Origin of the sequence: Caballeronia udeis, assembly GCF_044909315.1 — a bacterium.
In the GTDB taxonomy this organism is placed as follows: domain Bacteria; phylum Pseudomonadota; class Gammaproteobacteria; order Burkholderiales; family Burkholderiaceae; genus Caballeronia; species Caballeronia udeis_A.
Window position 1 is genome coordinate 225,139 of the sequence record NZ_JBIYEB010000007.1, and the last position, 18,609, is coordinate 243,747.

14 protein-coding genes, 1 tRNA gene and 3 pseudogenes are annotated in these 18,609 nt (G+C 61.8%); 11 read left to right on the forward strand and 7 right to left on the reverse strand.

Going from position 1 to position 18,609, the window contains the following annotated elements; all coding sequences use genetic code 11:
* Positions 1 to 10: 10 nt before the first annotated feature.
* Positions 11 to 286 (forward strand): hypothetical protein, encoded by a 276-nt coding sequence (locus ABH944_RS14375; protein WP_404607217.1) that lies wholly within the window; start codon positions 11 to 13, stop codon positions 284 to 286.
* A 104-nt stretch (positions 287 to 390) separates the two neighbouring features.
* On the opposite strand, the gene aepY is transcribed toward ABH944_RS14375, so the two are convergent.
* From aepY to ABH944_RS14410, 7 genes are all read right to left on the reverse strand, one after another.
* Positions 391 to 1,566, reverse strand: a complete 1,176-nt coding sequence (aepY, locus tag ABH944_RS14380; RefSeq protein ID WP_404607218.1) for a phosphonopyruvate decarboxylase — start codon at positions 1,564 to 1,566, stop codon at positions 391 to 393.
* The gene (gene aepX, locus ABH944_RS14385) at positions 1,563 to 3,263 is read right to left on the reverse strand and encodes a phosphoenolpyruvate mutase (RefSeq protein WP_404607219.1); all 1,701 of its coding nucleotides are present in this window, start codon (positions 3,261 to 3,263) and stop codon (positions 1,563 to 1,565) included. The genes aepY and aepX overlap by 4 nt, the downstream gene beginning before the upstream one ends.
* Complete coding sequence (locus ABH944_RS14390; RefSeq protein WP_404607220.1) at positions 3,260 to 4,027, reverse strand: phosphocholine cytidylyltransferase family protein; 768 nt, start codon at positions 4,025 to 4,027, stop codon at positions 3,260 to 3,262. The genes aepX and ABH944_RS14390 overlap by 4 nt, the downstream gene beginning before the upstream one ends.
* 21 nt (positions 4,028 to 4,048) lie before the next feature.
* Positions 4,049 to 5,056 carry a flippase-like domain-containing protein gene (locus tag ABH944_RS14395; protein ID WP_404607221.1) on the reverse strand — a complete coding sequence of 336 codons (1,008 nt, stop codon included), beginning with the start codon at positions 5,054 to 5,056 and terminating at the stop codon, positions 4,049 to 4,051.
* Positions 5,053 to 5,871, reverse strand: a complete 819-nt coding sequence (locus ABH944_RS14400) for a HalD/BesD family halogenase (protein WP_404607222.1) — start codon at positions 5,869 to 5,871, stop codon at positions 5,053 to 5,055. Before ABH944_RS14400 ends, ABH944_RS14395 begins: the two co-directional genes overlap by 4 nt.
* The gene (locus tag ABH944_RS14405; protein WP_404607223.1) at positions 5,868 to 6,566 is read right to left on the reverse strand and encodes a CDP-alcohol phosphatidyltransferase family protein; all 699 of its coding nucleotides are present in this window, start codon (positions 6,564 to 6,566) and stop codon (positions 5,868 to 5,870) included. Before ABH944_RS14405 ends, ABH944_RS14400 begins: the two co-directional genes overlap by 4 nt.
* A 250-nt stretch (positions 6,567 to 6,816) precedes the next feature.
* Complete coding sequence (locus ABH944_RS14410; RefSeq protein ID WP_404607225.1) at positions 6,817 to 7,563, reverse strand: DUF4136 domain-containing protein; 747 nt, start codon at positions 7,561 to 7,563, stop codon at positions 6,817 to 6,819.
* Between the two features lie 254 nt (positions 7,564 to 7,817).
* On the opposite strand from ABH944_RS14410, the gene pepN reads away from it, so the two are divergent.
* From pepN to ABH944_RS14460, 10 genes and pseudogenes are all read left to right on the forward strand, one after another.
* Entirely contained in the window at positions 7,818 to 10,526 is a 2,709-nt protein-coding gene (gene pepN, locus ABH944_RS14415) for an aminopeptidase N (protein WP_404607227.1), read from the forward strand.
* Between the two features lie 197 nt (positions 10,527 to 10,723).
* Positions 10,724 to 11,749, forward strand: coding sequence for a class 1 fructose-bisphosphatase (locus tag ABH944_RS14420; protein ID WP_062090553.1), 1,026 nt, complete (start codon positions 10,724 to 10,726; stop codon positions 11,747 to 11,749).
* Positions 11,750 to 11,802: 53 nt separating this feature from the next.
* Positions 11,803 to 11,878 (forward strand) — tRNA-Thr (locus tag ABH944_RS14425).
* A gap of 322 nt (positions 11,879 to 12,200) precedes the next feature.
* Positions 12,201 to 12,347: a hypothetical protein gene (locus ABH944_RS14430; protein WP_404607228.1), complete on the forward strand. Its 147-nt coding sequence runs from the start codon at positions 12,201 to 12,203 to the stop codon at positions 12,345 to 12,347.
* 69 nt (positions 12,348 to 12,416) lie between these two features.
* Positions 12,417 to 12,803: a hypothetical protein gene (locus ABH944_RS14435; RefSeq protein ID WP_404607229.1), complete on the forward strand. Its 387-nt coding sequence runs from the start codon at positions 12,417 to 12,419 to the stop codon at positions 12,801 to 12,803.
* A gap of 196 nt (positions 12,804 to 12,999) precedes the next feature.
* On the forward strand, positions 13,000 to 13,257 hold the full coding sequence (locus tag ABH944_RS14440; RefSeq protein WP_404607231.1) for a hypothetical protein: 258 nt from the start codon (positions 13,000 to 13,002) through the stop codon (positions 13,255 to 13,257).
* 366 nt (positions 13,258 to 13,623) lie between these two features.
* Positions 13,624 to 13,944 (forward strand): hypothetical protein, encoded by a 321-nt coding sequence (locus ABH944_RS14445; protein WP_404607350.1) that lies wholly within the window; start codon positions 13,624 to 13,626, stop codon positions 13,942 to 13,944.
* Positions 13,941 to 15,026 (forward strand): annotated as a pseudogene (gene mdtN / locus ABH944_RS14450) (multidrug transporter subunit MdtN). Before ABH944_RS14445 ends, mdtN begins: the two are co-directional and overlap by 4 nt.
* Positions 15,007 to 17,030, forward strand: a pseudogene (locus ABH944_RS14455) (FUSC family protein). The pseudogenes mdtN and ABH944_RS14455 overlap by 20 nt, the downstream one beginning before the upstream one ends.
* A pseudogene (locus ABH944_RS14460) lies at positions 17,017 to 18,583 on the forward strand (TolC family protein). Before ABH944_RS14455 ends, ABH944_RS14460 begins: the two co-directional pseudogenes overlap by 14 nt.
* Positions 18,584 to 18,609 lie beyond the last annotated feature (26 nt).

Genomic DNA, 18,609 nt, shown 5'->3' on the forward strand with positions numbered 1-18,609 from the left:
AACTACGCCCATGCGCGTGGAATCGAATTCGATCAACGCTTTTAAACCAACCAACGGCAGTCATCTCACGGCGTTTGATTTCGGCGTGTTCGCGGTAGTTGGGTATCAGAAGAATGACGCGATTTTCAAGCAGGGCAGCGGCGAGCCGATCGCTGATTCGGCCTACGGCGCCGTCGTGATCGGCGGGGAAGACTCGGTCAAGGAAAAAGTCCGCGCGGCCGGCAGCGACGCGGTTATTCGCCACGTCGCGCCCTTCATCACCGCGATTTTCTGCAACAACGATTGATCTGCCTCGGTTAGTTGGCGTCACAAAGTCAAAGGCCGCGCCAACATCGGTTGGCGCGGCCTTTGGGTGAGCCAGCAAACGCTTGAAGCAGGATCAGCGCGCGCCTAGCGTCCAATATGGGTTTGCAACCGGCGACGCACGTCTTCCGGCGTGATCGACGGGCGCGGCAAATCGTCCGGCGTGCCCGTATTGATCGACAGCCGCGCGAAACGCACCCCGTCGATGTCCTTCGCGTCGAACAACCGGTCGATGACCGCGAGCTCATCGCCATCCAGCGCCAGCGCGTACCCGCACGCCGAAGCGATCCGCGCGAACTCGACACCTTGCGACACCGTCGCCTGACCGCCGGTCGACTCATGCGCGCCGTTGTCCAGCAGCAAGTGCGTGAGATTGGCCGGGCCATAAGCGCCGAGCGTGGCGAACACGCCCATGCGCATCAGCGCGGCGCCGTCGCCATCGAGCGCCACCACGTTCAGGTCAGGGCGCGACAACGCCAGGCCGAGCGCCATGGGCGTCACGCATCCCATTGATCCAACCAGGTACAGCTGGTTCTCGCGGTCATCGATAGCGTAAAGCTCCCGACCGCAAAATCCCGTCGATGCCAGCACGACCGTCGACTCTTTCGGTGTATGCGCAATCACGCGCTGCAACGCGTCGTGACGCGACACGCGTTCGCCTGTGCCCGCGAACGACTGAACCTCGGCGCGCTCGTTCAACGCGCGTTGACGCACACCGCTCAAGCCCTTCCTGGTCAACTTGTACGGCGCGACACTGCCCTTCTGCATCACCAGCGCGTAAGGGCGCCCGGTGCTGTCCATATGCGCGGTTGCACGATCGAGCGCGGGGCCGATTGCATCGGCTTCGGTCGGGAACAGCTCCCACGCAATCTCCATGGTGTCGAGCATGGCCGGCGTGACCGGTCCCATCAGCGCGTGCTGAGGCTCATCGGCGACACCCGGCTGACCGCGCCACGTGACGATCAGCAATTGCGGCAGCCTGAACGTCCACGTGAGCGAGGTCAGCGGGCTCACCGCGTTGCCGAGCCCGGAGTTCTGCATCATCGCAATACCGCGACGCGCCTTGAACGCACCCGACGCGCCAAGCGCCACGCCCGCGATCAACGCAACAGCGTCACCCTCATTCGCCGCCGACACGTAATGCAGCGACTCGTCCTGCAGCACGTAATTGATGAACGGCGTCAGGTACGAGCACGGCACGCCCGCGTACCAGTCGAACCCCCGCTCGCGCGCGGCTTCGACAAATTGTGCAGCTTCAATCACGCGCCAGCCTCCGAGGAGCCCGCGCCGTTCGATCCGTACGGCGCTTGTCCGTGGGCGAAATCGCCGGCCTGACGCAACTCGTCGAGGTCGTTCACGCCGCGCCAGTGACCATGCACGTACTGCACTTCGATCTTCTCGTCCGCAGCCACCAGCGCGTTGAGCAGTGCGGCCATGTCGAGCTTGTCGAAGTCATCGCGTTCCTGCAGTTTTTCGAGCATGGCCACAAGGCGTTCACGGCCCTCGCCGCGTACGTTGAGCAGGCCCATCCAGCGGCCGTGCGGTGTCTTCGGATTTGCCGGACCGGCCGAACTGGTTACGCTTTCCAGCCAGACCTTTTGTCCGAACAACGCACGATCGTCAGCGGTCGAGCAGTACGCGAAGTCCGTCGACGCCCCGCCGGCTGCCGGCGTCTGCGACGAATCAACGACCACGCAGAAATCGCTGTCCGATTCCACCAGATCGCGAAGAATGTAGCTGCGGAACAAGAGGTCGCCATAGGAGATCACGGTGTCGGCGGTGAACGACTTCGCCGCACATGCCAGCGACGCCAGTTCGCCCGTTTGCTCGTGCTTCTCGTTCACGACCAGCCGGATCCCCGATGTATCGATGGCGTCGGCGCGATAACCGCCTACCACCGTAATGTCGTTGATACCTTCTTTCTTGAACGCTTCGACCAGACGGCGCAAGAGCGGCTTGCCCGCGATCGGCAGCATGACCTTGGGTTTATCGGCGGTAACGGCTTCCAGCCCGGCGCCTCGGCTGGCCGCGAGCACGACGGCATTGCGCGATGCGCTCGCCGACGACAGATACACGCTCTCAGCGGTCGAATATTCCTCGGCATCCTGGAGACGGAAGATTTCGTTCACCGTCGCCACGCGATCTTCCACGTTCACGAGCGTCTCGCTGCTGTGGATTTCCTTCGCGATCGCCTGCATGGTCGACGCTGCGCCGCGCAGCAAATGGTTCGCCCAGATCACCGTGCTGATGCCGGCCTGGCGAAACACATCGGTCGGCGTGCTGTAGTACTTGGTCGGCACGATCACGAGCGGGCCGCGGCCGGCCCATTCGCGCGCGAACGTGAGGATTTCGTCCGGCTTGGAGAGCTTGCTGTGAATCAGGATGGCGTCCGCACCGGCCTGGCGATAAGCCTCTGCGCGCTTCAACGCTTCTTCCATGCCCCAACCCGCGATCAACGCCTCCACGCGCGCCACGATGGAGAAATTCGGATCGCTCTGGGAGTCCTTGCCGGCCTTGATCTTGCCGCAGAATTCGTCCATCTCGGCAAGCGGCTGACGCTCGCCGTTGAGAAAACTATTGGTCTTCGGAAACTGCTTGTCTTCGATACATACGCCGGCAATGCCGCGTTGCTCCAGCTTTTTCACCAGCCGGCGCACGTTGTTGAAGTTGCCGTAGCCGGTGTCGCCATCCAGCAAGATAGGCAGATCGCTCGCGTCCGCCATGAACTCGAGCGTGTCGACCACCTGGGTCCAGCTCGCTTCGTTGTTGTCACGTACGCCGAACTGCGCTGAGATCGTGAGACCCGATCCCCAGATTGCCTTGAAACCGGCTTCCTTCACAATGCGCGCGGACAGGCCGTTATGCGCCTCCATCAGGAATTCGAGCTGATTGCTCTGCAGCATCTCGCGCAGGCGAAGGCTGCGGGCATAGGCAGCGGGTAGTTGATACGGTGCGTTCATCGTAGAGCTCCTGCAAGCTGACGCAGTTGCGGCAAGACTTCGTCGGCCGCGCGTTTAACGTCGTTCTGAAAATCGATTTCTATCCATGGCGCGCCGGTTACGTCGGCCACGTCGAATACCTGGCTGCGTTCCAGCAGCAAATCACGCACGGCTTCCTCGTGCGGCAAGTTGGCACGGCCTGTCGCGACATAACCCGCGACGAGTTCGGCCAGACGCCGCGCCGCGATTTCGTCGAAGCGGAAAAAGCCGACTGATTCGCCGATCACATCGAACTGCAAGTCCGCCAGCACCTGCTTGCGCAACTCCACCGGCACGCCGTTCGCGACACAAAGCTTCACGGGCTCATCGCCGGCTTCGAAATCACGGTCGATCAACAACCGGTTCACCGGTCCCGCGCCCGCCACCAGCGGGTCGAGAATGCGTTCGTCGTAGAGCACGTCGGCGTCCATCAGCAGCACGTCGCCGCCGCGGGTCAGCGCTTCGGCCGCCGTGTGCACGGACAGCACGCTGCCGAGCGAAAACTCGCGGTTCACGACCACTTCCGTATGCGGTTTCCAGTCGATCGCGGCGAGTTCCGCTTCCACCTGTTCATGCTTGAAGCCGAGCACAAAGACGATTTCGTCAACGCCGGCCGTCTTCAGCAGTTGGAGATGGCGTTCGAGCAGCGACGACTCGCCGAAACGCAGCAGGCACTTCGGCTTTTGCTGCCCTTCCGGCTGAACCAGGCGCAAACCCATCCCGGCGGCAAGAATAATTGCGCGCATGTTGATCCTATCGGTGATGCTTTATTCGATTTCCGGCACGCGCGCGAGACGACGGCGCTGCCAGCCCTTTTCAGCGAAATGCAGATAAACGATACCCGGCAGGCCGAGCAGCAGCTCCCGCGCGCGCTTGGCTAACGAAAGCGCGAGCGCGGCCTCCGGCGGCAGACCGATCAGGCGCGCGAGCAGCAAATAGCCGCCCTCTTGCACGCCCAACGAACCGGGAATGGCGAACGCCGCGCCTCGAATAGCCTGGCCGAGACTTTCCAACATCAGCGCTTCGCCCCAGCCAACCGGCGAGCCCAGTAAACGCAAGGCAAACCACACCTCGCCGGTACCCACGATCCAGCCCAGCAAACTCAACGCGAAACTCGCCGCGACCGGCCCTGGTTTTTTGTAGAGATCGACCACGGCGGTGTCCACCGCTTCGGCGCGCGACACCAGCGACGACCAATCGCGCTTCTTTGAAAAGCGGGCGGCAAATTGCGAAGCGAAACGCGTCGCGCGAGCGAACAAACCCTTGCGCTGCGCGAAGAAAAACCCGACCACCATCAGGGAGCACACCACGATCACGATCAGCACCGGCAGCAGCATGCCCACACCCGAGGCGTAGCTGCTCAGCAACGCGAGGCCGATCATGGCGAAGATCATTTGCCCGACGGATTGCATCGTCGTGCTGACGGTGATGACCGCCGCGGCGTCGCGCGCCCGCATTCCGCGCTGTGACAGGTAACGCACCATCAGCATGGGCCCGCCGATTTGCCCCGCCGGCATGAGGCTGTTCACCGACTCGCCGGTCCAGCGCGCAAGCAGCGCGTCACGGAAGCTCACATCGCGTTCATGGCGGGGGAAAAGCGTTTCAATAGCCAGTGCGTCGATCACGACAGGCAGCAGGTGGAACGCCGCCACCGCGAGCAGGCCCCAGCCTGCGGCCGCGAGCGCGGTCGCGACGGAACCGAAGCCCTGCCAGCTCAGCAACGCGATGAACAACACCACGCCGAGCGACAGGAGGACTGTTCCGGCGCGGCTCATGCGGCGCCGTTCTTCCCGCCTTTGCGGCGGAAAACCTGCCCGAAGCCGAAGTACGCGATCGAGTCCTTCATGTTCGAGATGAAACGCTGCCACGGCCGCATGTTCGGATTCGTGACGTACTCGAATGTCAGCGACACGCGGAATTCATTCGCGCGAGCCGGCGTGATGCGATGACGCAGCTTGTCGCCATCGAAGAAAACGAGGCCGCCCGGCGGGATCTGCACCGAACCCGGCTGGTCGGGAATCTCCGGCGTACGGGTATGCAGTTCGTACTCGAGACGGCACGACGAGTCGTCCATCACGCCGAGCAGCAGCGTGTAGCGGCGGCCTTCGTAGTACGACGTATCGTAGTGCCAGCCGATATGGTCACCCGCCTTCGTATAGAAATACAGCGCGTACGCATGCGGGTCGTCGGCGGGCGACTCCTGGAGCGTGTCGCCGCTGATTTTCGCAAGCCAGCTGATCAGCGCCGGCGACCGGTACAACTCGGCAATGAACGGCGCGAGTTCGTCGATCGCGTGGCGGCTCACGCTGCCACCCTGCTTGTGTCCCGGCAGGTAATTGCGGTTGATGGCGGGCGTGACGGCGTGGACAGCGGCGACCAGCTTCTCGGTGAATTCGCGCGGCAGGAAGTCGTCCAGGTACAGGAAAGCACCTTGGGTTTCGAACGTTTCGTGCAGCTTCGCCGTCTGGCGCTCAGGGGACAGGCGCTGGAGATGCGCGGCCAGGGTTTCATCGAGAGCGTGAAGGCTCTTGCGCTCAGCGGACTTGCCGCCAACCGCACGGGGGGATAAGGAATCGACCGATGAATTCATTGAACAGCCTGCAAATCTTGACCGTCGGCGTCTTTGGCCCGCGCCGTGGCCTGGGCGAAACGCCGGAGCGCGCGCTGATAGTCCACGACGACCCACACGGCAAACAACGGAGCGCCAATGGAGGCGGCCACCAGGAACGGCGTCATGCCGTTGAGCAGCGTCACCACTGGCAGCAGATACAACACGTCTTCGGTCTCGAAACCCGCCATGGAGGCCTGCTTCGTGCCGCTCTTGCCCGCCATTGACTCAATCCGCATCCGCAGGAAGAAGATCAGCGCGACGGCGACACCCGCAATCCCGCCAAGCCACTCAGCCGGCACGATCATGGACGGATGATGCGCGCTCACATAGAACCCGAGACCGACGAACAGCAGCACGGTCACCACGGAATCGCATGCGAGATCGTAAAAATGACCGATTTTGCTCGATTGCCCGCTGATCCGCGCGAGCTCGCCGTCGGTGTGATCGACGAAATTGGAGAGCGCGATCAGCAAAGCACCCAAACTGCACAACCAGAAGCTGCCGGCCGACAGGTAATAAGCGCCGGCAATGCCAATCAGCAAGCGCAAACTGGTCAGGTGATTCGGTGTAATCGGGGTGCCGACGAGCGGCGTAACGAGCCGCCGGGCGAGCCGCGCATCCCAGGTTGGGGGCTCAGGAAGCGTATGGGGTTGGGCGTTGCGGGGTTTGTTCATCCTCGAAATATATCTCGTTTCGAATTTAATTGCATATAAGGGCGCTGTGCCACACGCCTGTAAGAATGCTGTTTTTTGTCCGGAATTCGAGTGCTTCTCGAACCTTTCGCCAACCTCTTCGCTGCCGCCTCACAGAGCGCTCGCAGACTATTTCGCAAACCACAACGGAGGCAGCGGCCGAATCAATTTGCAGGCCTTCGCAACGGTAAATATTTCTCGACTTGAGCGGCAGGCCGAGTCAGCGCGCCGCCTACTGCACGGGTACCGGTGCCGGACCAGGCGCTGGGGCGGCAGCCTTCTCGTTCGCCCCCACGGCAACCGGCGCTTCATTCCCGACACCGCCCGTCTTGTCGAGCGGAATCTTCACTGTGCGCACCGTTCCGTTGCCGAGCGGAAAATCCGCGAGCGCGCTGCGGATCAGATAAGGCATGGCCCGGACCAGCGACGATTCGCCGCCTGAATTGCTCGCGGTCACTTTGTACACTTCGCGCCCGCTCTCACGTTCGGTCATGCGGATCTGCAGCGAGTGGACGAAGATTGGATAGCTTTGGTCGACATACCCCGTCGGCCCCATATCCCAACCTCCCCACGGCCCCCACCCTCCGTATCCGCCCCAGCCGTAGGGCCGGCCGTACCAGCCGCCGTACATTGGCCACGGATCGTAGTAGACGGGCTGCCGCACGGTGACCATGTCGCCGCGAATCGAATAGGACAATTCCACGCGATAGTTCGCGCTGGCGTCGGGAACCTGCTTGAACGAATGGGTGGCAAGTTCGTTCGCGGCGAGCGCTTCGTACGTCTTTTGTTCAATGCTGTTTTGCTGCTGTGCCGAGCGCTCGAACGCGTAGGTCCGCGTGGCGTCTGTCCCGGACCAGTCAGAGAACGCGGCCACCTGCGTCTGAACGTAGGTCGTGCACCCTCCGAGCAGCGCGAAACCCGTTATCAGCGCCACACGCACGGCACCCTTCAACTCCCCGTACAACCGTCCCAACGTCATGGCCGACCTCATTTGTCTTGTTGATTTTCATTGCGATGTTGTTTGTAAAACAGCAACCGTGAAGTGTCGCATGCACCGCACGAAAACTGCCTGATTCCACCTGTCTAGAGACCGTCGCAGGCAGTTGAAGTTCGGGAAACAGGCCATTCGGCCGACCCCGAATCGAGCACACGATCCCGCGAGCCTTTGTACAATGGTCCGACACCAGGCCGCCTGGAAAGCAAAGGCACCCGCTCAACTCAATCAGAACCGCCATGTCCAACTCGACCGCACCCGCCGTAATCCGCCGCGCCGACTACACGCCGCCCGCATTCCTGATTGACACCGTCGCGCTCGAATTCGACCTCGTCCCCGAACGCACGGTGGTTCGCAACACCATGCGGCTGCGCCGCAATCCGGACGCCGCGCCTGCGGCTACGCTGGAACTGATGGGCGAGCATATGGAGTTCATCGGCGCAACGCTGGACGGGCGCCCGCATGCGGATGTCCGCGTTACCGAGAACGGTTTGTCGGTGAGCAATATTCCCGACGCGTTTGAGCTGACGCTGGAAAGCGCGTGCAATCCGGGGGAGAACACAAGCTTGTCGGGCCTGTATGTATCCGGCGGCAATTTCTTTACGCAATGCGAGGCCGAAGGCTTCCGGCGCATCACGTATTTCCTTGACCGCCCCGATGTCATGGCCACTTACACGGTCACGCTGTGGGCGGACCGGGCAGAGTACCCGGTGCTGTTGTCGAACGGCAACCTGATCGAAGAAGGCGATCTGGAAGACGGCCGGCACTTCGCACGCTGGGAAGATCCGTTCAAGAAACCCAGCTACCTGTTCGCGCTGGTGGCGGGAAAGCTGGTCAAGCTCGAGCAGCGCATGAAGACGGGTTCGGGCAAGGAAAAACTGCTGCAGGTCTGGGTGGAACCTCACGATCTCGACAAGACCCGGCACGCCATGGATTCGCTGGTTCATTCCATCGAATGGGACGAACGCCGCTTTGGGCTTGAGCTCGATCTGGACCGCTTCATGATTGTCGCCGTGAGCGACTTCAACATGGGCGCGATGGAAAACAAGGGCTTGAACATCTTCAACACGAAGTACGTGCTCGCGAATCCTGAAACGGCTACGGACGTGGATTTCAGCAACATTGAAGCCGTGGTCGGCCATGAGTACTTCCACAACTGGACGGGCAACCGCGTCACCTGCCGCGACTGGTTCCAGTTGAGCCTGAAGGAAGGCCTGACGGTGTTCCGCGACCAGGAGTTTTCCGCCGACATGGCTGCCGGGCTCGAACCGGGCGCGGCCAGCGACGCAGCGCGCGCGACCAAACGGATCGACGACGTCCGTGTGCTGCGCCAGATGCAGTTCGCCGAGGACGCAGGTCCGATGGCGCACCCGGTGCGTCCGGAAAGCTACGTGGAGATCAACAATTTCTACACGATGACCGTCTATGAAAAAGGCTCGGAAGTCGTGCGCATGTATCAGACGCTGCTTGGCCGCGACGGCTTCCGGCGCGGCATGGACCTGTATTTCCAGCGCCACGATGGCCAGGCCGTCACTTGCGACGACTTCCGCCACGCAATGGCGGACGCGAACGGGCGCGACCTGGCGCAATTCGAGCGTTGGTACAGTCAGGCCGGCACGCCCCGGATCACGGTAAGCACGCGCTACGACGCCGCCACGAAGCGTTATGCGGTGACGCTCACGCAAGGCTATGGCGAGGCATCGGAGGCGGCACGCGCGACCCAGAAGGGGCCGCTGCTGATTCCCTTCTCGGTTGGCCTGATCGGCAAGAGCGGCGCCGACTTGCCGCTGAAACTTGAAGGCGAGAAAGAGGCGCAAGGCACCACGCGCGTTCTGGAATTCACGGAACAGGAACAAACCTTTACGTTCGCCGACGTCGCTGAAGAGCCGTTGCCTTCGTTGTTGCGCAACTTCTCGGCGCCGGTCGTGGTGGACTACGACTACACCAATGAAGAACTGGCCTTCCTGCTTGCTCACGACAGCGATCCGTTCAACCGGTGGGAAGCCGGGCAGCGCCTTGCCACGCGCGAACTGCTTGCGCTGGCGGATCGGGCGTTGAAGGGTGAGGAACTGACGCTCGACGACCAGGTGGTGTCCGCGTTTGCCCAGGTACTCGACGACAGCACGCTTACCCCGGCATTCCAGGAGCTGGCGCTAATGTTGCCGTCCGAGGGATATCTCGCAGAGCAGATGGCGGTGTCGGACCCCGCCGCCGTCCACGCGGCTCGCGTGTTCGTCAGCCGCCGTCTCGCGACGGGTTTGCGCGACCGGTGGCACGCCGTATATGAAGCGAACCGCACGCCGGGCGAATATCGCGCGACGCCGGACGACGCCGGCAAGCGCGGCCTGAAGAATCTCGCCCTCGCCTACCTGAGCCAGCTCGACGATCCCACCCGCGCCATCGAACTGGCGAGCGCCCAGTATGACGCCGCGAACAACATGACCGACCGGTCGGCTGCGTTGTCCGCGTTGCTGACGGCGGGCGCGTCAGGTTCCGTCGATACCACCCTTGCCGACGCCGCGCTCAGCGACTTCTACCAACGCTTCGAGAAAGAACCGCTTGTCATCGACAAATGGTTCGCGCTGCAGGCCACGCAACGCGGCGGCCCGAAGCGCAATGTGCTCGACATCGTGCGCAAGCTGATGGAACACCCGGCGTTCACGTTGAAAAATCCGAATCGCGCCCGCTCGCTGATTTTCAGCTTCTGTGGCGCGAACCCGGCGCAGTTCCACGCCGCCGACGGTTCCGGGTACGCGTTCTGGGCCGAACAGGTTGTTGCGCTCGACGCAATGAATCCTCAGGTGGCAGCTCGCCTCGCGCGCACGCTCGAGCAATGGCGCCGGTACACGCCGGCCTTGAGCGAGAAAGCGCACGCGGCGCTGGAACAGGTGGCGTCAAAAGTTAAATCGCGCGATGTGCGCGAGATCGTGGAAAAAGCGCTGGGTTGAGGGTTTAATCGTTTGTCTCGGTTGACGGAAACCGGCGCTGCGGCGCCGGTTTTTTTATGCAAGGACGTGTCGAAAACCCGCCGGTACCCGCTTCGCAGAAATCCGTTAAACGTGCGCCGCATTCCCGTGACATCGGGAGACACATTCCGAGCGGGTAGAATCTGAGGCATTCGTCTAACGCTCCTGGAGCCAACGCAATGTCGACCCCCTCATCCATTTCCCGCCGCACCACGCTGACCAAGTATCTGATCGAGCAGCAGCGGGAACATCAAAACCTACCCGCCGACTTGCGGCTGTTGATCGAAGTGATCGCACGCGCATGCAAACAGATCGGCTACCAAGTGAGCAAGGGCGCGTTGGGTGAAGCGCTGGGCACCGCCGGCAGCGAGAACGTTCAAGGCGAAGTGCAGAAGAAACTCGACATCCTGTCGAACGAAATCCTGCTCGAAGCCAACGAATGGGGCGGCAACCTGGCCGCGATGGCGTCGGAGGAAATGGAAAAAATCTTCCCGATTCCGAACCGCTATCCGAAGGGCAATTATTTGCTCACGTTCGATCCGCTCGACGGCTCGTCGAACATTGACGTGAACGTGTCTATCGGCACGATCTTTTCAGTGCTCCGATGCCCGGATGGCATGGAGCCGAGCGAGCAGGCATTCATGCAGCCGGGCTCGGCGCAGGTTGCGGCCGGTTATGCAGTCTATGGTCCGCAAACTGTGTTCGTGCTGACCACCGGCTACGGCGTGAACTGTTTCACGCTCGACCGCGAACTCGGTTCGTGGGTGCTCACGCATAGCAACATGCAGATCCCCGCCGACACCCGCGAATACGCGATCAACGCATCGAACAGCCGCCATTGGTATGAGCCGGTGCAAAAGTATGTGAACGAACTGAACGAAGGTAAGGACGGCCCGCGCAAGGAAGACTTCAACATGCGCTGGATTGCGTCGATGGTGGCGGATGTGCACCGTATCCTGAACCGCGGCGGCGTGTTCATGTACCCCGCCGACAAACGCACGCCGGATCGTCCTGGCAAACTGCGCCTGCTGTATGAAGCGAACCCGATGGCGTTCATCGTCGAACAGGCGGGCGGTGCCGCGACGGATGGCGAGCAGCGCATCCTCGACATCGTTCCGACCAACCTGCATCAACGCGTGCCGGTGTTCCTCGGATCGAAAAATGAGGTGGAGCGCGTGACGCTTTACCACGCAGAAAAGAATTGATCCGGGGTCTTGCCAAAATCGCCGGAAGGTACTTATAATCTCGTTTCTCTGATGCCGGAATAGCTCAGACGGTAGAGCAGCGCATTCGTAATGCGAAGGTCGGGGGTTCGATTCCTCTTTCCGGCACCAAATAGAATCAAGCAATTTAGCCCAGTCCCCGGATTGGGCTTTTTGTTTTTCGATTCTGAATCTTTTCGATGTTCAAGTAACTGCCATGCAACCGGATTGGCACAATATTCCGGTGCCCCGGGCACAGGCGCCCCTCGCTTCGGCGGCCATGCGCCTTGTTCATGCGATCGATGCTGAACAGCTTCCCCAATCGACTTACCCTTTCTAGCTCCTGCGGAAGAACGTTGCTCGCCCGCAACCGAATCGCAGTCGCGGGTTCAGGCTCGGTTAAAAGAATGTCATGCTGGAATCCTCATGTAAATCAACGCCGGGAGCCACGAAAATGGCTAAGTCCAGCGACACTCACGAGCTCACGCCGGAACAGACAACGCGATGCAAGCGGCAGATCGGTTTGGCGACCGCAGCGGCCGTCATAGTTGCCGCATTGTTATGGATCGTCGCTGTACGACTCGGCCTCACCAGCTTGTGATCAGCGGATGCATGGCAGACAGAAATTGCTCGTGCTAGCATTTTCGCTGTCCGATCTGCCCCGTTTGACATGTTTAAATCCGCTTGTGTGATCGTGTTGTGCGCCGCCGCGCGAACTGCGTTGGCCGGCGATTTCACTGTGCCAGTCGCAATGACCAGCGAGACGCAGCTGGGCGAGGCCGCTGAACTCCTATTTGATCCCGGGACCGCCAAGGTCGGGAAACTGTTAATCCTCGGAAACACCACGGCGGGTGCGCAGACTGAACGGAAGTTCACCTATGACGTCTCGGGCGGCGACCGGAAAACCGCACGTGGGGCAACCGTTGTTGTCAGCTTTGACGACAAACAGTCCCTCCAAATCTCTTGTGATCCGATGGCCGATAACTGCATCTCGTCTGGATTTGTCACGGAAAACGGTTCAACGTTTTCAATTTCGTGGACGATTACGAATCACTGATCACGCGATCTACGCTGTTTATGTTCATATCAGGACGCACGCTCCTGCTAAATGAAACAAGAATTAAGGGTTTACCCCTAAAAACCGCAAAAACCAATTGCGCGTGCAGATCTTAATCTTAAGAGACCTCTTACCTACACTTGGATCACCGGCTTCGAACAACGGTTCGCAGCCAAACCAAGAGTGGAGGTTCATCATGAAATCGCTTATTCAAGCTGTTGTGGTTGCCGCAGTGCTCGCCGTACCCGCCGTTTCTTTCGCTCAATCGAATGCGCCACAGCAGAACGCTACTGCGTCCGGCTACGGTGGTGCCGCCGACGGTACATCGGCGTCAAGTTCACACCGTGCGCTTCGTTCGTTCGATCGAGTGGTGCATCGCGTGGATAACACAATCCGGTCGTCGATTCGTCCGGACGCCAATAACGGCATGAAACCCGTGTATTTCGGTTCCTGAATTCCACGAGAGTGTCAAAGTCGCCACCGCATACAGTGGCGACTAATTCGGGCGGCCGCACACGCGGTGAACCCGGAGAAAGCGGCGAGACGCCAACGTGTTTGTCGCATTACTTGATTCGACAGATCTATTCAAGTTCCCAAAACCCTCCGCGACACAGCGCGTTAATCTGGCCGACCAGTATTCAGACACACGGGCCACAATCATTAACCATTTCGATTTTGTGCACGAGTCAGCGCAAAAGGTAATAAAAGTTATCCGGCGGCGGAAAACGTCGAAATGAATGGGCTGCGCTGGTAAAGTCCCCGTGATTTTTCTGGCTTTCCTATGGTCTTCATTGACTTCGCCCCACCTCACCGCGCCGCAATGCCGTTCAAGCCAAATCAAAGAAGCGCCTGCGACGGGATTGCGTACCGCACGCGGCATCTTCCGACCGTTGCGTCGCTGACCCTGTCCTTGCAGGGATGCACGCTGCGTGGCGCACCGTCTTATGAAATCTTCGGCGCGTATTTTCCGCTCTGGCTGCTAAGTGCCGTGCTTGGACTCGTCGGCGCGCTCCTCACCCATCGAATATTCGTTTCCACTGGATGGGCGCAGATCGTCCCGTTTCAGCTCTTTGTCTGCATGGCCATCGGCTTGATGGTTTCCGTGATTTTTTGGCTTTCGGTAACCGGATCGCTCCTATGAAAATAGCCGGCTTGCGCAAAGGCGCTCTTAAAGGCCGCATGGTCGCGTGCGCGATCGTCGCGCTTGGTATTGCCGCGCTGTATTACGCCTCTGACCGGTCAAGCCGATATCCGTCAACGGATGACGCGACAATCGATGCCGACGTCGTGCATATTGCATCGCCGGTGAGTGGCCGGATCATCAGGCTCGCTGTGACAGACAACCAGCGGGTCGCGAAAGGCGATGTGCTGTTCGAGGTCGACCCGGTTCCGCATCAGCTCCTCGTGGCGCAGACCCAGGCCGACCTCGATCTGGCCCGTGCCACGTTGGACACCCGCCGCAGGACCCTGGTCGGCGAGCGCGCGAACGCGGTCATCGCAGGCGACCAGACCGGCAAGGCCGCGCACAACTATGAGCTGAGTTCGCGCAGCGTTCAGCGGCTCACGCCACTCGCGGCAAAAGGATATGTCCCGATCCAGCAACTGGACCAGGCGCAAGTCGCGCAACGCGATGCCGAGCTATCGCTTAAGCAGGCACGAGAGCAAAAGCGGGCGGCCGCGCAGACCATAGGTGATGAGTCAGACGCCGTCGCTGTGGTGCGCGCACGCGAGGCAGCGCTCGCCCTCGCGCAGCACAGCCTTGACTCAACGGTTGTACGCGCGCCGCACAACGGTTTTGTCACAGGCCTCTCGGTGCTGGCGGGCGAGACGGTCGCACCGAATTAGTCGATCTTCACACTTATCCACGCGGACGAATGGTTCGCCGTCGCGAACTTCCCGGAAACGGCGCTTGGCGCAATCCAGCCGGGTGATTGTGCGACCGTCTATTCAATGATCGACCGAAGCCAGGCGATCCACGGCAAAGTGGTCGGCATTGGCGCGGGCGCCGCCGATGCCGATGCCGATGCCGATGCCGATGCCGATGCCGATGCCGACCGGATCAATTTGCCGCACGCGTTGCCCATCGTGCAACAGTCCGTGAACTGGGTGCGGGTTGCACAGCGCTTCCCCGTGCGTGTGCGTCTGGATGAGCCGGCCGCCCGGCTCGTCCGGGTCGGTGCAAGCGCGATAGTCGAGGTCCGGCATGGCGCGGCCTGCCGGTGATCTCGCCCGGCCAGGCGCGGCCGATTTCCTGAGACTGCTTGCGCCCTATCCGGGGCGAGCGGAAATGGCGTGCCGCGTCGCATTGATCTGCGCGCTGACGGTCTGGGTGACGAGCGCCTACGGCACGCCGGAAGCGGCGATCTCGGCCTACGTCGTGTTCTTCCTGAACCAGCCGGACCGGGTATTGAGCGTGGTGCAGGGCCTGGCAATGCTGGTGCTGGTCACGCTGGTCGTCGCGCTGATCACGGTCGTGGCCTTATTCGTCCTCGATGACCCCGTCTGGCGGGTTGCTTGCATCGCGGGGCTCTCGCTCGCCCTGCTGTTCGTCACGTCGGCGAACAAGCTGCGGCCAGTCGGTGCGATCGTCGCGATGATCGTCGGATTCACGCTCGACGAACTCGGCAGCGTGCCGTTCGGCGAAGCGGCAACACGCGCCCTGCTTTACGCTTGGGTGATAGTCGCGATTCCGATCGGGGTATCGATCTGTGTCAACCTGACGCTTGCACCGTCGCCACGGCGGCTCGCCGGCCGCGAGTTGGCGAAGCGCCTGCGGCTCGCGGCTCGCTGCCTCGCTGAACCCGACGCAACGCACGACGCACTCGGCGCCTGCTTGCTCGAAGGGGACGCGCAGATAAGCTCGTGGCTGGCGCTTTCGGCAGTCGACGGATCGTCGGCACGTGCCGATATTGCCCCCCCTGCGGCAAGCCGTGTCATCGACGCTTGCGATCCTCGTCGCAGCGGATCTGGCGGCCCGCGAACCGTCGAGCCGGCTGCCAGCATCGTTCGTCATGCCGATCATCGACACGCTGGAGAATATGGCCGGCATGCTCGAGGCGGGCGGCTACCCGGTGCATATCGAACTCAATCTGCCCGGCGTGGCAGAACTGACCCCGCTCGCGCGCATCGTGGCTGAAGAACTGCAGCACGCAATCACCCGCTTCGCCGTGGCCGAAACCGATGTCACCGTCGATCTGAAAACCAGTGCCGAAAGCGCCCCGCCTGCGGACAAGCGTGGCGGGTTCTTCCTGCCCGACGCGTTCACGAATCCGGAGCACATCCGCTACGCATTGAAGACCACCGCAGCGGCAGTGTTTTGCTATCTGCTTTATTCGCAGCTCAACTGGCCCGGCATCCACACCTGCTTCATCACGGTCTACATGGTGTCGCTCGGCACCACCGCCGAAACCGTCGAGAAAATGACGCTGCGCATTGCGGGGTGCCTCGCGGGCGCGCTCCTCGGTACCGCGGCGGTCGTGTTCGTGATACCCGCGATGACCTCCGTCGTGGGATTGATGGGGTCGTGCTCCTCGGTGCGTTGCTGTCGGCATGGATTGCCTTCGGTTCACCGCGCATCTCTTATGCAGGATTTCAGATCGCATTGGTTTTTTTCATGTGCGTGATCCAGGGCGCCGCGCCCGGCTTCGATCTGACGGTCGCGCGAGATCGCACGATCGGGATACTAATCGGCAACGTGGTCGTGTATCTGATCTTCACTCGCGTGTGGCCCGTCAGTGTGGCCGCGCGCGTCGACACCACGCTCACCTCGTTGCAGCACCAGTGGGAGCGGCTCTCGGCGCTGGCGAATTCCGCCACGCGCCGCGCGCAGGCCGCGAGTGCAATGGCTCAGCGCGGTGCGCTGGAACAGGACCTGGCGCTGATGCATTACGAGCCGTCGTGGGTTCATCCGGAACCGCAATGGATCGCCGAACGTCGTGGCGTGCTGGCAAAGCTCGCCGCGCTCGAGGCGCCAATATTCCTGTTTGCCGAACGGAGACCGGGCGATGCCGCGATCGGCGGCTGGCTCAGACGGATCATGGGCAATCCGCCGCAACACCTGGCTGAAACCAGCGCGACAACCGCGTTGCAGCCATTGGCGGACGCAAATGCGCCAATCGACGACACCCGTGCAGCATTGCTGCATCTGGCGATGCACGCCTCGCTCAACTCGAACACGCCGCGCCGAACAGCGCCGCGAAGGACTTCACGACCCATGCTCCGGCTTGATCCTTCATTCGCGCTGGCGATCCTCGCCGTGGCGAGTTTGGCCGGCTGCGCCACGTCGTCCGTAGACATGGCTCCTGACAGCCCCGACCGTCCCTGGCAACCTCTGACGGACACGGACGGCGCCATCGTGCCCGGGCCGGCGGAGTCGACCCGATCGACAGCAATGGGAGGTGGCTACACACTTGGCTACACGTTACCCGCGAATCCCGCACTCGCCACCGTGCCTCCTCCGCCGACGCTTGACCCGGCGCATGCGTACGAGGTGCCCGAACTGATCGACCTTGCTGAATCGGCGAACCCGCTGCCTCGTATCGCATGGAACGATGCGCAACATGGCGCTCGCGGCCGGCATCGCGAAGAGCGCGTATCTTCCCCAACTGTCGGCTGCGGCGATGGGGCAGTACGCGGGCGCCCGGAATTCGAGCTCGTCCATACCCGGTGCTTCGTCAACCGGCGGAACGGGACATGGCACGACCTCGGCGCTGTCGCTGCAATGGCTGCTCTTCGATTTCGGCGGACGCGCTGCGCGCGTCGAGGCGGCATCGCAGGCATCGGTGGTAGCGAACATCGGCTTCACCGCTGTCCACCAGCAGGTGATCTTCGATGTCAGCGTCGCGTTCTACGGGTACCAGGCCGCACGCGCCCGCGTCGCCACGGCCGGCCAAGCTCTCGGCGACGCCGCAGCAATCCTGGCGGCAGCGCAGTCGCGCTACGGGCATGGCATCGGCACCGTGATCGAAGTGGCGCAGGCCAACCAGAATCGCGCGCAGGCGAAGCTCGCGCTGATTCAGGCCCAGGGAGCCGAAAGCAACAGCTATCTGGCGCTGATCTCCGCAATGGGTATCTCGCCGCTCTTGAAACCCATGATCGCGGAGATGCCCGCCCATACGCTGCCGGCGCCGACAAGCGACTCGATCGAGCAGATCGTGTCTTCCGCCATCGCCCGGCGCCCGGATGTGTTGAGCGCCTATGCTGCCGAACGCATCAATCTGGCGAAGGTGAAGGCGGCCGAATCGGAATTCATGCCGAAGATATTTCTCTCGGCTAACGGCGCGTACAAACCCGGCAGTTCATCGATTTCGGCCATCCCATCCATCGGTCAGCAATTACCGACGGTGAACCTGAGCGGTGGCCGGTATGGCGGCAGCGTGATCGTTGGCGTGACAATTCCGCTGTATGACGGCGGTTTGCGCCAGGCGGTACTTGGACAGGCACGCAACGATGCAGACAGCGCATCGACCCGCCTCGCCCGAAGCCGCGAAGAAGCAGTCCGGCAGATCGTGGTCTCCCAAAACACGCTGCAGACCAGCCTGAGCGCGCACGGCGCCGCCAAAGAGTTGCTGGCCGCCGCGCAGACGACCTACGACGCCGCATTCGATGCGTATAGCCAAGGGATCGGCTCGGTCACCGACTCGCTGCTTGCACAAAATCAGTTGTTGGCGGCGAAGAACGCCGAGGCCGATAGCTACAGCAGCGCGCTTTCGGCCGCGGCCGCGTTTGCGCTGGCCACCGGCTCAGTCGAGTCGATACCCGCGCAAACCGACTGGCGCTGACCGTTTCGAGTATCGAGTTCAGCGGT